The following is a 13,419-nucleotide window of genomic DNA, read 5'->3' as shown; positions in this document are numbered from 1 at the left end:
CCCCCTGTATTGATACAGTTGATCTAAATTGTCCTGTTCATTTTCTGCCCCATGATTAGAATTAGCTTATTGCATGACATAGCGGAAGTAAAGAGATAGGAAAGGAGCTGACGAGCAGCGATGAAAAAAGATCGGGGTTATGCGTGGATCATACTACTGTATCTATGGACACTTGGTTTTGCAGCGGCAATCAGCCGGTTTGTCATGTCTTATTACCAGCACGAAATGGCACGGGATTTGGATGTGGACCTGACCTTTATCAGCTTCACATGGTCCTTCAACATTGCCGTCGCCGCTATCTGTTCTCCCCTCGGCGGATGGTTAACCGATAAATACGGTCCAAAAAAAATGATGCTCTTGAACGCTCTGTTTGGCGTACTGTCCATGCTGACCGTGCTCACGCTTCATCATCCGGCGGGATTTTTCATAGGACTCGGACTGCTCTCCGGCCTCTCCGGCATGGCCGCGAGTACAGGATATGTCGTGGTTACAAGCTGGTTCAGCCGGCATAAGGCGAAAGCGCTCATGATCATGACCAGCGCAAGCTCCCTAGGACTGGCCATACTGACGCCTCTATTTGTCAGCAATCGGGATTGGCTTGACTGGACAATGGCATTCACCATCACCTTGTGGATTACGCTCATATCCATACCGCTCACTTTCCTTATCATGAAGGAACGCCAACCGGGTCAGCACAGAGAGAAACCCGCTGTTTCGAATTCACCCCCATCAACGGGACGGCTGCCGTTCCTCTCGATCGCCAGGGAGATGGTAACCAACCGGACGGTACTCCTGGTGGTCTTCGCCTTGTTCACTTGCGGCTTCAGCATGGGAACGGTTGAAATGCATCTGATGGCCATCCACAGGCATGATCATGTTGGCTCGGTAATGTTTACATCCTCACTGAGCATTCTCGGTCTGCTTGAGTTGGCAGGCGGGCTGCTGTTTGCCTTGCTCCTGGACCGGATGTCAAGAAGTTTAGCACTGTCCTTCCTGTATGTATTCCGAATTCTGGCCTTTACGATGCTGTTTCTGCACTTCAGCATTTCTCCGATCGTCTTTTCGGTCATCTTCGGAGCAAGCTATTTAGGGGCCATCCCCGGTGGCATGTTGGTAGCTAGCGAAGCTATGGGCAATCGCTCCGTTGGATTGCAGACAGGGACGCTGCTTATTTTCCATCAAGCGGGTGCTGTTCTCGGTTCTTTCTCCGGCGGATTCCTGTTTGACCTCACGAACAGCTACCAATGGTTGATCGGCCTCAACCTGATGTTCAGCGCTCTGTCGGCTATGGGCTACTATCAAATTCATCGTGCGTCGAATCGAAGGCGTTCCGTCCCGGGTCAGTCGGCGGCCGAGGCTTAATAAAATCCCTATGGGGCCGCTCCACTGCCCCCATTATCGAAGAAGCCAATAAGTTCTTAGCAGTGATAATCTCCATTAAGCATGAACACGCAGCCGATCATCAATTAAACCCAGCAGCCATGCTCTCTCTCCAGGGACATCCTCTCTCAGCCTGGCTGCCGCTACCGGCAGCATCCAGCGGTCGATCTCCTCCATCTTTGCATGAGATAATCGACGATATTCATTCAGATATATTTTATTCCACAGGGTTCGGGCCATCCGAAGTGGAATCACCATAAGGCTCGACTGTTCGAGCGGATGAAAAGGAGATTGAAACATCAGGGATGTCCTGGCGACGTCGCAAAGAGGGTCACCAATCGTGGCGTTATTCCAATCGATCGCCCGGCATCCGCTCTCCGTCACGATCACATTGTCCGGGTGAAAGTCGCCATGACAGATGGAGTCCCCCTCAGGCAAAGAGTCCAGTACCTTGCATATGGCCTGCGCCTTTCCTTGCAGGATGCCACTTGCATCGAGAATCGCATGCTCCAGCCTCTCTTTTTGCGACGGCAGCAAGGTTGTTGTGCAGCCATGCATCGCATGCTGGAGCCGGGCCATCTCCCGGGCGCACTTCATGAGCTTGCGCGGTGACGATTGAACCTGATGCAGCATCGACGGTCCTGTAACCCGTTCATACACCACCCCTGTTCGTCCCTCGATATCCACCATGTCAAAGACGGCAGGGGCAGGTACGCCCGCGTCCGCAACGATGCGGCCCATCTCCGCCTCATATGTCACCCATTCCGGGCGATACCCCTCATAATACAGCTTTAATGCCTGAGACTCTCCCCATTCATACACCTCTGCACTCCTGCCTTTTCCTATCCGTGTACCCTTCTTCAAAGCACATCCTCCGCTTCCTTCGTCAGCTGGATTTTGATTTCGAACGCATCATCAACCGCTGAATCCAGCCTGGCTTCTGAATCCGGCAGTTGTGAAATGCTGATATTTTCCATTCTCCGCTCTGTTTAATAAGCACGTTGGTATTAATCGAGAACCGACTGGTGGGTGTCTTCTTATGAAATCTTAGCTGAACTGCTCCTGTAGCGTGGGCTATCGCAAGCTCCGGGGTGAGGAAACGCAGTTCCGTTGGGGCGGGTCCCGCTACCAGCTTGGAATCGCGCAGCACCCCATTCCATAGCTCCTGGTGAACCTCATCTATCTCCTTACGGCCTTTCAAATGCTGTCCGCTAAATGTCACGTAATCCGCATCTTCTGTAAAGCATTCCGCGTAAGCCCGGCCGTTCCCTTCTCCCCATGCCTTGGACAGCGAAGCCAATAAGGTTTGGATCGCCTGGCGATCCTCGTGTGTACCGTTCATCAGCCTTATCTCCTTTCTTGCTCTTAAGCGGGATCACTGAATCTTCTTTGAACCCATTGTATGATAATCCGGCCGATTTTGAATTCCCGCTCCAGGATGAAAACCGACTCAGTCTTGGGACCGAGTTGTTCCTTCAGAACCGGCAAGCTAAGTTCTTTACGTACGCAGGAGCGCGAGATATGATATCTTTATCCACGCAGACCGAATCGTAAAGGAGGTTGCCATCGGCATGATGAAGATCAGCGCTTTTGCCAAGGTCAGCGGCATTTCCATCAAGACATTGCGATATTATGATGAGCTGGGCCTATTGAAGCCGGCCCATGTTGATGAACAAAGCGGATACCGTTACTATTCCGAGGAGCAGCTTCTGACCGTAAAGCGGATTGCCGCTTACAAGGAACAGGGGTTTACCTTGGAACAGCTCCAGCCTTTTTTTGAAGAGGATATAGACACCGATGTCGTAAAGAACAAACTTGCGGATAAAATGACGGAGCTTCAGCATGCGATGCGGACCCTCCAGCTGCAGCTGGATGAGGTGAACAGCAGGATGTCGCGCTTGGAACCATCCGAAGCCGGTGATCCTGCAGGCCCCATCCGTATCCGGGAAGTCCCATCCCAGCTCGCCGCTTCGATTCGCGACCAAGTCCCCCCAAGCCAGCTATGTCTCTTGCTTGATGAGATTACGAAATACGCTATCTTCTATGGAGAACCCGAGGTCAGTCAACTCATCATCCTTTGGCATGATGACGGCAGCGGGAATGCCAACGTTGCGGACATTGAAATCGCAATCCCCATAACTGGAGATATACCTGCTAATGGTCGGGTGCGTGTAGACTTCCTACCAGAGCTGCAATCTGCAGCATCTCTTGTCCATCGTTGTGATCCGTACGGCTATAGCTGTCCCGCCGTACCCGAGCTCAAGGCATGGATTTCGTCCCAAGGCCTCGTTCAATCGGACCGGGAGCCGATCCGCGAAATCTATCTCACCTCGGATAAAGATATCTACGGCAAGAAGCGCCCTGCGGAATTGCTTATCCCCTTACAAGGTAACGCGGAGTAACCCTTCCTTTGCTATAATAGGCTACCGAAAACGAACCTCGACCCAGCCTCCATCCGTACTTGCAGCAGCAGTAATCCGGCATGACTTTTATGTTCATGAAAAAACTCTAGAAAAATTCTAAACCACCCTCTTGACTCTCCCCTTAACAGGAGAGTGTAGAGTAGCGTTAAATCGAACAAGAGGAGTGGGGTTTCATGAAACGATTAGAAGACAAAATCGCATTGGTTACAGGCGGAAGCCGGGGAATCGGCAAAGGAATCGCGCTTCGGCTGGCGGAAGAAGGGGCGCTGGTCGCTGTGCATTACGGCACCCGCAGCAATGCAGCGGATGAGGTTGTTCAGACCATTCAAGATCAGGGTGGGAATGCTATCGCACTAGGTGCTGGGCTGGAATCGGTAGACGGGGCAAAAGGGCTGATTCATTCGCTGGAGGAGGAACTTCTTCGCGTAACGGGGAACAACCGTTTCGATATTCTGGTGAATAACGCAGGCATCGGTACCTCCCAGACCTTTGAAGAGACAACCGAGGAAAGCTTCGATGAGCTGCTTGCCGTAAATGTAAAAGCACCGTTCTTCCTGGTCCAACAGGCCCTGCCGCTCCTGCGTGACCACGGACGCATCGTCAACATTTCCTCCGGTGTTACGCGTATCGCCTATCCGCATATTATGGCTTACAACATAACCAAAGGAGCCATCAACACGTTCACCTTGCATCTCGCTAAGCTGCTGGGTCCACGTGGGATCACGGTGAATGCGGTTCTACCAGGTATCGTGGATACGGATGTGAATGCTGCATGGCTGCATACACCGGAAGGGCAGTTGCATGCCGCGGAGATGTCCGCGCTTGGCCGAATCGGCCAGCCGTCCGATATTGCGGATGTCGTTGCGTTTCTTGCATCCAGCGACGGGCGCTGGGTAACGGGACAAATGGTTGACGCAACCGGTGGTTCTCATCTGTAAGTATAAAAGAAGCGATCCGTGTCTGGCATCAACGCCAAGCAGGATCGCTTTTATGCTTTATCTGCTGTTAATCGGATTCGTCAATCTGCTCAATATCACTCTTTTCCTATGTCTGTCGTTTAATCAGATTTCGCCCATTCGAACAACCGACTTTCCCTCCGTGTCCCAGCGCCATGACGGATCCTTACCCCGCACAAGCAGACCTCCTACCCATTTATCGATCGTTCCGGTGTAGGCATAGTCGGTCTTCCCGGCTAATACCTCCTGCCCCAGACTCGTCACTTGCAACACCCGATCTTGGAAATGGGGTACAGCTAGTTTGAAGTCGGGAAACGGTGCTGTACCATCGATAACGAGCAAAGAATCCGGCCCCTCTGTCATCTTCGCCAGGTAATACCAGAACTCCAGATCTCCCATTCCGAGTGTATGGAGCTTATCACCTACCTTTCGGAATAACTCATGAGGCTTATGGATTCCGCCCGCTACAGCCTCTAACGTGGTCTGCTCAATGATCCCAAGTCCATTGTTCACGGAGGGCAGCCGTGCCAGATGGGCTTCGAATGCAGCCCTAGCAAAAGGCAGTGCCGAGGAATCAACCTCCAGCATTGGCTGATGTTTCTCCGGCAGATCCGAAGTATAGGCTTCCCACAACATGCTGCCCAGCATGAGCTCTTGTTCTCCAATCGTGTGCCATGTGCCCGATAACGTCTCGAGCTGCTCCGTGCTAAGCTGCCCCAGCCCGCGAAAAAGCTCGATGCCCGGGTATGCGCCAATGCAGAGCAGACTAAGCTTCGTATTTCCCAGTGACTTCTCCTTAAACCAATGCAGCAAATAGGCCAGCATGGTCTGGTCAAACAGATCATGCTCAAACCAGAGCACGATTTCATCATATTTTCGAAAATCCTGGAGCTTCCTCTCCTGCGACTCGCAGGTCTCGATATATTCCTTCTGCGGAATCCCCAGCGTTTGCTCCAGATACTGAGCTCTTGCGCTCCGATGATCCGGCTCGTCCATCTTCGTGAAGACTGGACCAAACGAATAAAGCTCCCTCCACACCAGGATATCTCCTTGAATGTTCCCTTGCTTCAGCTTATCCCCTACTGAATCCCCATTAACGATATGCAGCATACGCCTGCCTCCCTCATATAGATCGGTGAACACCGATACAAAGTCGGCTACATGAAGCGTGTTCTTCAGCTTCCGCCGGGCATCAAAGAGTCTCTTCTTCAAAGCCGGCAAGGATATATCCAAATATTGCGAGGTCTCCCGCAGGCTGTAGCCTTGAAAATAATAGAGCTGGACCGCAATCCGCATGCTCGATGGCAAATCTGCGATCGTGGCATGCAGCTGACCGATCATCTCTCTCTTTTCCACAACCGACTCCAAGCTTCGCTGATCTCCAGCCGGTAGCTCAACCTCATGAAGCGGTAACGTCTGAAATTGCTTGCGGCGCAAGTCCCTGTAACACTGCCGCTCAACAATCACTTTGAACCATCCGGGAAAACGCCGGGGATCCTGCAGCTTATGCAGATTCGCAAAGGCTTCCGTAAATGCCTCCTGCACGGCATCTTCCGCTAAATGGGGATCCTGCAATTTATCGTAGGCCACGGCCAGAGCCATGCCGGTAAAATGCCGGACCAAGCTTTCCTGGGCCTCCGCACTTCCCCGCCGGGCTTCCTCAATCCACTGGAACACGTTCACTAAAACCTCCCTTCTTGGTGTCTCTAACACTTAAGTGCCGATTCGTATAAAAAAGGTTACCTCAGATTAAAATATTTTCAGTTCTTTATGAATGAAAAGCCGATCGTGGAAACTCTTGATTGCCTGGCCCAACGCAGCGGGGTGGTAGTTTATCTGATAATGGTCCCTCTTGACATTCACCTAACACCTGTGTAATGATTCTCATCATATTCATCTTGCTTTCTCTTCTTATCCGAAAGAGCAGCGCTGATGAATTTAAGAACAACATACCACACGGCTATGAGAAGAAATAGTAGCTTATCTCTCGAGGTCCAAGCGAACCGGCGAATGGTGCGAGGCCCGGTACCCCGGAATAAAGTGAATGGATCTTCTCGCTTCAACCCGATCCTCCGGCTGCGCCGGGGCAGTAGGCCTTGACGGCTCTCCACCGTTATTTTGGGAGATATGGCAGGAATAATGGTGCATTTTCCCCATTTCCACGTCATGCTAAAGAGCGACCGTACAGTCGAATTCGGGTGGTACCGCGAAGGTTACACTTCGTCCCATAGAGGGATGAGGTGTTTTTGTGTTGTTCACAAACAATCAGGAGGTGTGTTATGCAACGATTATTGTCAGGTATCAAGCCGAGCGGAGATTTGAATATCGGCGGTTATGGTGGTGCTCTCCGTCAGTATGTGAAGCTGCAGCATGAGTATGAGTCCTATTTCTTCGTGCCGGATCTGCATGCGGTAACGGTCTATCAGGATCCCAAGGAGCTGCACCAGCGCACGCGGGACATCGCCGCTCTGTACATCGCGTCGGGGATCGACCCCGATAAAGCGACGATCTTTCTGCAATCCCAGGTCCCCGCGCATGTAGAGCTCGGATGGTTGCTGGAGACGCAAGCGCATTTCGGGGAATTAAAGCGGATGACCCAATTCAAGGAGAAATCGGACGGAAAAGATACAGTGAGCTCCGCGTTGTTCACGTATCCAGTCCTGATGGCTGCCGATGTGCTGCTCTACCAGGCAACGCATGTACCTGTCGGGGACGACCAGAAGCAGCATCTGGAACTGACCCGTGATGTGGGCGAGCGCTTCAACAACCGGTATGGACGCACATTTACGCTTCCCGAGCCGATCATTCAGGATATTGGCTCCCGCGTAATGGGTCTTGACGATCCATCCAAGAAGATGAGCAAGAGCAATCCCAACAAGAACAGCTGCGTCCACATGATGGACACGCCGGAGGATATCCGCAAGAAGTTCTCCAGGGCCGTTACCGACTCCGATGGCCAGGTCCGGCACGACTGGGAGCAGAAGCCGGCAGTCAGCAATCTGATCGAGATTTATTCCGTATTCTCCGAGGAGGCCATCTCCGTCATAGAGAAACGGTATGAGGGCCAAGGATACGGCATGTTCAAGAAGGAATTAGCCGAGGCGGTCATCGAGAAACTTCAGCCGATCCAAGAGAAGTTCTATCAAATCGTGAATTCCTCCGAGCTCGATCGCGTCTTGATGAACGGAGCGAAGCGGGCTGCCGAAACCGCCAGCACAACGCTGCATGCCGCCAAGAAAGCGATGGGATTCGTCACGTTCTGAAAGAGCCGCAGGGCGTCCCCTTGATATCTGCATCCTCCTTCAGGAATCAGGTCAAGGGGCCCCCTGCTTATTTTTTATATATAACTCTGAGTATCTCTATTTCTCCCAAACTTGTAGGTAGCAATCAGTGATAAGGCCAAGGCAAAAGCCAGCAGAATCGCCACATTCAGAATAATGTCGTTCAGCGCGCCCCCTTGCTGAAGCTTGCCGAACGTATCGAGCAGCCAGTACTGCGGCAGGAAGTCGGCGATTCGCTGAACCGCTTCCGGCATCACGGAGATCGGGAATAAACACCCTGCCAGCAGCGAAGTTGGCATAATCACCATCGTCTGGATTCCGTTCGCCATCATGGTGCTGTCCGAGAACGCGACAATGACCTGCGATAAACTGACCGCGACCAGAGCGAACAGCGACAGAATCAGGAACATCTGCCACAACGGAATGCCTGGCTCGATATGAAAGAACCGGGTCATGACCAACAAGGTGGCGGCAATCTGAATCATCATCAGGACGATGTTTACGATGGCATTCGAGAAGACGTAGCTGCGGGCCGTAATAGGTGACGATAATAGCCTATAGTACGTACGGTTCTCGCGATCCCGGATTGTCAATGTCGATAGATTCACGGCGGAGAATAACATGAACACAATCAAGTAGCCGATCGTCCGGTTGGTCATATCATGATTGGCCGATTGATCCGCAATCGTAGCCGTAGATAATTGAAACGTTGAACTGTGATAACCGCTGTATAAGTCGTTAAACGCGGCGGTATCGCCACCCGTTATAACCCCCATGGATGAAATATTCTGGACGTACGAGTTCAGATACGATTTGACATACCCCGTAACCTGAGCTCCCTTAATCGATTCGAGCCGGACCGGCTCGGGTGCCCCCTGAATTACACCTTGGGCAAACCCCTCGGGGATGATCAGCACCGCGTCCAGCTCACCCGACACAATCAAGTCATCGGCTTCCGATTCCCTAATGACCGATGTTTCGGTATGTTCCAGGTGAGCAATAAAATCAATCGTATCCTGCGTGACCTTCTGTCCGACATCGTGATTCACGATGCCAATGGTAACGGCGGTCTCTCCGGCACCCTTGTAGATTAAGGTGGATAGCAGAATACCGACAATGGGAAGCGCAATAACGAGCAGCAGATTTTTATAATCCTTCGACGAGGTCAATATGGTCTTACGAATGAGCCAGAGCATATCCTTCATCATTACAGCCCCTCCCTTCTTCGCATCGAAATCATGGCTATGGCCAACAGCAGGACGGAAAAACCGACATTCAGCATCATCGCCTGCATGGCGGCCGACCCATTACCTGAATAGATGAGCTGCAGCAGAGCTTCATTGGACCAATGCAGGGGAGAGTATGTTGCGGCCTCCCTCATGAATCCCGTTGTGCTTGCAACCGGCGTATATCCTCCCCCAAAGAACGCAGCCAGTTGAATAATGACCATGATGACAGCCCCGGCTGCATTTCCCTTCAGCACATAACTGATGCCGAGCCCGAGGCTGAGCGCAAAGAGGATCTCGGTAAACAACACCAGGAATACCATGACCGGGTTCTCACCCCAATACGCATTGAACATATACTTGCTGATCAGCACAACGATGATGACAAATACAGCATTGATCGCGAGTGTGCCCAATATTTTCCCGGCAAAAATTTCGGCTTTCGTCACCGGTGAGGCCAATAGGCGCTGCGCGGTGTTTCGCTTTCGCTCACTATCGATTAATCCGCCTGCCGTCAAGGCGCTGTACAGAATGATCATCGTGGTGACTGCAATGGAAAAATAATCGAGTGAACCCGGCTGCCTCGCTCCCTGAATGGAAGCCTCAAGCACATAGCCCCTCCCTCCATCTTCCGCAATAAGCGGCCTGCTCTCATACTCCGGATCCATCTTCGCGGCTTCGGCTGACAGCCGGTACCGGTCGGCAAATGCGGACAGCATCCCCTGCACAATCCCGTTCTCTATGCTGCTGCGGCTGTTCCCCTCGTAGTTGATACCATTACCGTCTATTTCCACGTAACCGGTGTACCGGTTGTTTCTCACTTCCTGCTGTCCGTTCATGCCTGCCTTGGCCTGCTCAAAGAGCATGCCCGATGAACGCTCCGCCTCCTGCATGAATGCCTGCCATTGCTTCGTAAGCGCGGGTTCCGTTCCGCCGTCATGGTATAACACCCGGATGTCTCCAATCGCAGTACTGCCGTTAAAAGCGCTCGAAAGTGCCGTCCCCAGGATCAGAATGAGCAGCACCGGCGTTGCCAGCATGAATACCAGCATCCGTACCTCCCGGACGATCTTCATCTCCTTCAGCGCGATTCTCAGTACGTTCATATCCTTCCACCTCCCTCTTCCCTGGTCTGTTAATCCCGGAGACTCCTGCCGGTCAGCGTCAGGAACACCGTTTCCAAATTCGGCTCGGAGGCTTGAACGGAACGAATTTCGATGCCTTGCGCCGTGAATTGTTGAATGATTTTATTCAGGTTATTGACCTCTGCATCGGAGCTGATGTGCACGATATTTTCCTTCACTTCAACCGCTTTGACGCCTGCAATCTCCTCCAACTTGCTCACTTCAAGATGGGCGGCCGATTGTACTTCAATTCCGATATCCTTCTGGTCCGTGATGATAGCCTTCAGCTGTGCCTTCGTGCCCTCCGCTATGATCTTGCCGTGGTCGATAATGGCAATCCGGGTGCAGAGCTCCTCCACTTCCTCCATATAATGGCTCGTGTACAGGATCGTGCTACCCATCTCGTTCAGCTTCTTGACCGAATTCAGGATATAATTCCTCGATTGGGGATCGATGCCGACGGTCGGCTCATCCATGATGATCAGCTTCGGTCTGTGGGCAATCGCGCAGGCGATATTCAGTCGTCTCTTCATGCCCCCGGAGAAACTCTTCGGGTATAACTTCTGTTTGTCGCTGAGTCCGACGAAGGCAAGCGCCTCTTCAGCCCTGCTCTTCAGCTCCGAGCCTCTCAATCCATACAATCCGGCAAAAAAATGAACATTCTCATAGGTGGTCAGATCCTCATAAATCGCAACCTCTTGCGGGACCATGCCGATCTGCTGCTTCGCGAACTTTCGATGCTTCACCAGATTCTTGCCCAGGATATGAACCTCTCCCTTGTTCATGGGCATAAGCGACGATATGATGTTGATGGTTGTGCTCTTGCCAGCTCCGTTCGCGCCGAGGAAGCCGAAGATCTCGCCTTCCCGTATGTTCAACGACAACTGATCTACCGCTATGAAATCCCCAAACTTTTTCGTGAGTCCTTTGATCTCCAGCACGTTCATACGCGTTTCGCCTCCATATTCCATCCACGCATCAACCGGTGGACTTGAGTCTGCATTTATCGTACGAAAAAAGGATGACCTTGCGATAGTGCACAAGTTCATCCTTGCCCATGAGAATCTTCATGTTGTTGAGGACCCAAATCCTCACCCTTTGGGGGAAAGGAAGTCCCCTATGATCCGATCTCCTTAACTCACCAAATCAAGCTTACCGGGTGTTAGCTATAAGGAATTAAAGTGGTCACCGAGAAACCGCCGGAGCCATCCACGATCACGGTTCCATTGACGACCGCGGCGCGCTCCTCCATGCCTATGATCCCAAGGCCCTTGATGACCTTCCGTATGCCCTTGCCGTTGTCACTGACCTTGGCTTTGATCATGGTGCCCAGAACCTCAATATGTAACGAGACTGAGGTTGCGTTGGCATACTTCATCGTGTTGGTTAACGCTTCCTGGGTGTTATCCTGAATGATTTTCCACTGCAGCGGCGTGATCCGGTCCACATTACCTTCATGCGTCAATACGGTCTTGATTGTATGCTGAGCGGAGAACTCCTCCAGAAATAAACGCATCCGGTTGATGCCGAGCTGTTCCGTAGGCGGCTTCACATTCTTCAGGACCAGCCTGATGCTCTCAATGCCTTCTTTGGAGATCGATATGGCATTCTGGAGCAGCTCGGCGGACTTGTCCGGATTCGTTGCCATCAAGCGCTTGGCTGCTTCCATCTGAATCAATGCCCCCGTCATGGAATGCCCGATCTTATCATGAATCTCCTGCGACAGCCGATTTCGCTCTTCCAGCTTGAACATGTATTCAAACTGCCGGATGTACTCATTATTCTCGCTCAACCGCTGGGTCAACCGATCCAGTTCAAGGTGCATATGCTCACTCTGCTCCTGGTAGGATGCGACTCGGCTTACAAAAGTTCTTAGTATCGTGAGATAGATATAGGATAGAACGGATATAAAGACATAGGTAATGACAAGTTCGTGAGGCACCATAAGCGCTGGAACCAGCAGGGGGATCAGGATCATACAGCTCCTGCGAAGGTATAAAGACAGCAGCTCATACAGGTTCGCGGGAAGCAGCATGAACAACAGCGGATGTATGTAGAATGAGGAAGCCGCGACAACAAGAATAACCAATACCATGAGGCACGGCTGTGCATTCCGGCTCTTGAAAATATAGACCGATACGTTCACGGACAGGTAGAGAAGAATGACAAGGATATACCACTGCGTTATCGCAAGATCAGAGACATAAGACTGGCCGATCACATACAGGAACAGAACTGTTTTAAAGCCGATGATCCACGATTCGGCATAATTTCGGCGTTCGCTCACTTATTCACTTCCCCCGTCAGATAAAAAATCGCGATCTGGGTTCGATGCTCAAGACCTGTCTTGCTGAGAACCGAAGTGATGTGATTGGCAATCGTACCTTCGGAAATAAACAGCTTCTTCGAGATTTCCTTGTTGGCCAGCCCTTTGGCGATGAGCGCCATAATATCCAGTTCCCGTTCGGTGAATAGACTCCGGTCGAACTTGGCACCGGTGTCTTCCTTGTCCGGCTTCAGCCCGGATTTGATTTTATCCAGCACGACGTCCTGCAGCACATGATGGCCGTGGTACACGGTTTTGATCGCATCGCGAATCCGTTCCGGGTCGTTATTCTTCAGCAGATACCCCTTGGCGCCGTTCAGGATCGCATCGGTAATATATTCATCGTCATCGAAGGTCGTCAAGATCAGTGTCTTCGTCTGGGTACGCTCCGTGAGCTGTTTCGTGGCCTCAACGCCGTTCAGATTCGGCATCCGGACGTCCATCAGCGCCACATCCACTTCATGCGCTGCGCAATAGGCGACCGCTTCCTGGCCGTCTTCAACGGTCGCCACCACGTCGAACTCATCAAACGTAGCCAGAATGATTTTCATGCCTTCCCTGATAAAAGAGTTATCGTCCGCTATGATCACTTTAATCTTCAACTTACGTTCACACTCCCTTATTCAGGATTATACAGGCTGTCATCTTGAAGAACGATAGTATTTTATTGACCTGAGTAAAAGGGCGACCGTCACGATGCTAA

The 13,419-nt window shown here is 51.7% G+C and carries 14 protein-coding genes; 5 read left to right on the top strand and 9 right to left on the bottom strand.

The window, feature by feature from the left end:
• Positions 1-120: 120 nt before the first annotated feature.
• Positions 121-1,362 carry an MFS transporter gene (locus J7E85_RS21130; RefSeq protein ID WP_215161237.1) on the top strand — a complete coding sequence of 414 codons (1,242 nt, stop codon included), beginning with the start codon at positions 121-123 and terminating at the stop codon, positions 1,360-1,362.
• Between the two features lie 75 nt (positions 1,363-1,437).
• On the opposite strand, the gene J7E85_RS21125 is transcribed toward J7E85_RS21130, so the two are convergent.
• Both J7E85_RS21125 and J7E85_RS21120 read right to left on the bottom strand, forming a co-directional pair.
• Positions 1,438-2,244 carry a phosphotransferase family protein gene (locus tag J7E85_RS21125; RefSeq protein ID WP_215161235.1) on the bottom strand — a complete coding sequence of 269 codons (807 nt, stop codon included), beginning with the start codon at positions 2,242-2,244 and terminating at the stop codon, positions 1,438-1,440.
• A 22-nt stretch (positions 2,245-2,266) separates the two neighbouring features.
• Positions 2,267-2,722 carry an SgcJ/EcaC family oxidoreductase gene (locus J7E85_RS21120; protein WP_215161233.1) on the bottom strand — a complete coding sequence of 152 codons (456 nt, stop codon included), beginning with the start codon at positions 2,720-2,722 and terminating at the stop codon, positions 2,267-2,269.
• Between the two features lie 47 nt (positions 2,723-2,769).
• Between J7E85_RS21120 and J7E85_RS21115 the strand changes: the two genes are divergently transcribed.
• From J7E85_RS21115 to J7E85_RS21105, 3 genes are all read left to right on the top strand, one after another.
• A complete protein-coding gene (locus J7E85_RS21115) occupies positions 2,770-2,934 on the top strand; it encodes a hypothetical protein (protein ID WP_215161225.1) in 165 nt (54 codons plus the stop codon).
• A gap of 17 nt (positions 2,935-2,951) precedes the next feature.
• Positions 2,952-3,782 carry a MerR family transcriptional regulator gene (locus tag J7E85_RS21110; RefSeq protein WP_215161223.1) on the top strand — a complete coding sequence of 277 codons (831 nt, stop codon included), beginning with the start codon at positions 2,952-2,954 and terminating at the stop codon, positions 3,780-3,782.
• Between the two features lie 194 nt (positions 3,783-3,976).
• The gene (locus J7E85_RS21105) at positions 3,977-4,741 is read left to right on the top strand and encodes an SDR family oxidoreductase (RefSeq protein ID WP_215161221.1); all 765 of its coding nucleotides are present in this window, start codon (positions 3,977-3,979) and stop codon (positions 4,739-4,741) included.
• A gap of 123 nt (positions 4,742-4,864) precedes the next feature.
• On the opposite strand, the gene J7E85_RS21100 is transcribed toward J7E85_RS21105, so the two are convergent.
• Positions 4,865-6,442: a sigma-70 family RNA polymerase sigma factor gene (locus tag J7E85_RS21100; protein WP_483311334.1), complete on the bottom strand. Its 1,578-nt coding sequence runs from the start codon at positions 6,440-6,442 to the stop codon at positions 4,865-4,867.
• Between the two features lie 176 nt (positions 6,443-6,618).
• Positions 6,619-6,927: a hypothetical protein gene (locus J7E85_RS21095; RefSeq protein WP_215161219.1), complete on the bottom strand. Its 309-nt coding sequence runs from the start codon at positions 6,925-6,927 to the stop codon at positions 6,619-6,621.
• 111 nt (positions 6,928-7,038) lie between these two features.
• Here J7E85_RS21095 and trpS point away from each other — a divergent pair, with 111 nt between their 5' ends.
• Positions 7,039-8,022: a tryptophan--tRNA ligase gene (gene trpS / locus J7E85_RS21090; RefSeq protein ID WP_215161217.1), complete on the top strand. Its 984-nt coding sequence runs from the start codon at positions 7,039-7,041 to the stop codon at positions 8,020-8,022.
• 74 nt (positions 8,023-8,096) lie between these two features.
• On the opposite strand, the gene J7E85_RS21085 is transcribed toward trpS, so the two are convergent.
• The 5 genes from J7E85_RS21085 to J7E85_RS21065 all read right to left on the bottom strand — a co-directional run bounded on the left by J7E85_RS21085 (position 8,097) and on the right by J7E85_RS21065 (position 13,318).
• Positions 8,097-9,248 carry an ABC transporter permease gene (locus J7E85_RS21085; RefSeq protein WP_215161215.1) on the bottom strand — a complete coding sequence of 384 codons (1,152 nt, stop codon included), beginning with the start codon at positions 9,246-9,248 and terminating at the stop codon, positions 8,097-8,099.
• Complete coding sequence (locus J7E85_RS21080; RefSeq protein ID WP_215161213.1) at positions 9,248-10,372, bottom strand: ABC transporter permease; 1,125 nt, start codon at positions 10,370-10,372, stop codon at positions 9,248-9,250. The genes J7E85_RS21085 and J7E85_RS21080 overlap by 1 nt, the downstream gene beginning before the upstream one ends.
• A 29-nt stretch (positions 10,373-10,401) precedes the next feature.
• Complete coding sequence (locus J7E85_RS21075) at positions 10,402-11,337, bottom strand: ABC transporter ATP-binding protein (RefSeq protein ID WP_215161211.1); 936 nt, start codon at positions 11,335-11,337, stop codon at positions 10,402-10,404.
• 215 nt (positions 11,338-11,552) lie between these two features.
• Positions 11,553-12,677, bottom strand: a complete 1,125-nt coding sequence (locus tag J7E85_RS21070; protein ID WP_215161209.1) for a sensor histidine kinase — start codon at positions 12,675-12,677, stop codon at positions 11,553-11,555.
• Positions 12,674-13,318 carry a response regulator gene (locus J7E85_RS21065; RefSeq protein ID WP_215161207.1) on the bottom strand — a complete coding sequence of 215 codons (645 nt, stop codon included), beginning with the start codon at positions 13,316-13,318 and terminating at the stop codon, positions 12,674-12,676. Before J7E85_RS21065 ends, J7E85_RS21070 begins: the two co-directional genes overlap by 4 nt.
• Positions 13,319-13,419 lie beyond the last annotated feature (101 nt).

Source organism: Paenibacillus sp. ISL-20 (assembly GCF_018613005.1).
GTDB lineage: Bacteria > Bacillota > Bacilli > Paenibacillales > Paenibacillaceae > Paenibacillus_AQ.
The sequence above is the reverse complement of the archived record's forward strand: the minus strand, read 5'-3'. Positions and strand labels throughout refer to the sequence as shown.

Bases quoted from the DNA above. Each gene is read 5' to 3' on its own strand.
- J7E85_RS21120 (WP_215161233.1), bottom strand. From the start codon at position 2,722: ATGAACGGTACACACGAGGATCGCCAGGCGATCCAAACCTTATTGGCT.
- trpS (WP_215161217.1), top strand. From the start codon at position 7,039: ATGCAACGATTATTGTCAGGTATCAAGCCGAGCGGAGATTTGAATATC.
- J7E85_RS21080 (WP_215161213.1), bottom strand. From the start codon at position 10,372: ATGAACGTACTGAGAATCGCGCTGAAGGAGATGAAGATCGTCCGGGAG.
- J7E85_RS21095 (WP_215161219.1), bottom strand. From the start codon at position 6,927: ATGACGTGGAAATGGGGAAAATGCACCATTATTCCTGCCATATCTCCC.
- J7E85_RS21110 (WP_215161223.1), top strand. From the start codon at position 2,952: ATGATGAAGATCAGCGCTTTTGCCAAGGTCAGCGGCATTTCCATCAAG.
- J7E85_RS21085 (WP_215161215.1), bottom strand. From the start codon at position 9,248: ATGATGAAGGATATGCTCTGGCTCATTCGTAAGACCATATTGACCTCG.
- J7E85_RS21130 (WP_215161237.1), top strand. From the start codon at position 121: ATGAAAAAAGATCGGGGTTATGCGTGGATCATACTACTGTATCTATGG.
- J7E85_RS21105 (WP_215161221.1), top strand. From the start codon at position 3,977: ATGAAACGATTAGAAGACAAAATCGCATTGGTTACAGGCGGAAGCCGG.
- J7E85_RS21075 (WP_215161211.1), bottom strand. From the start codon at position 11,337: ATGAACGTGCTGGAGATCAAAGGACTCACGAAAAAGTTTGGGGATTTC.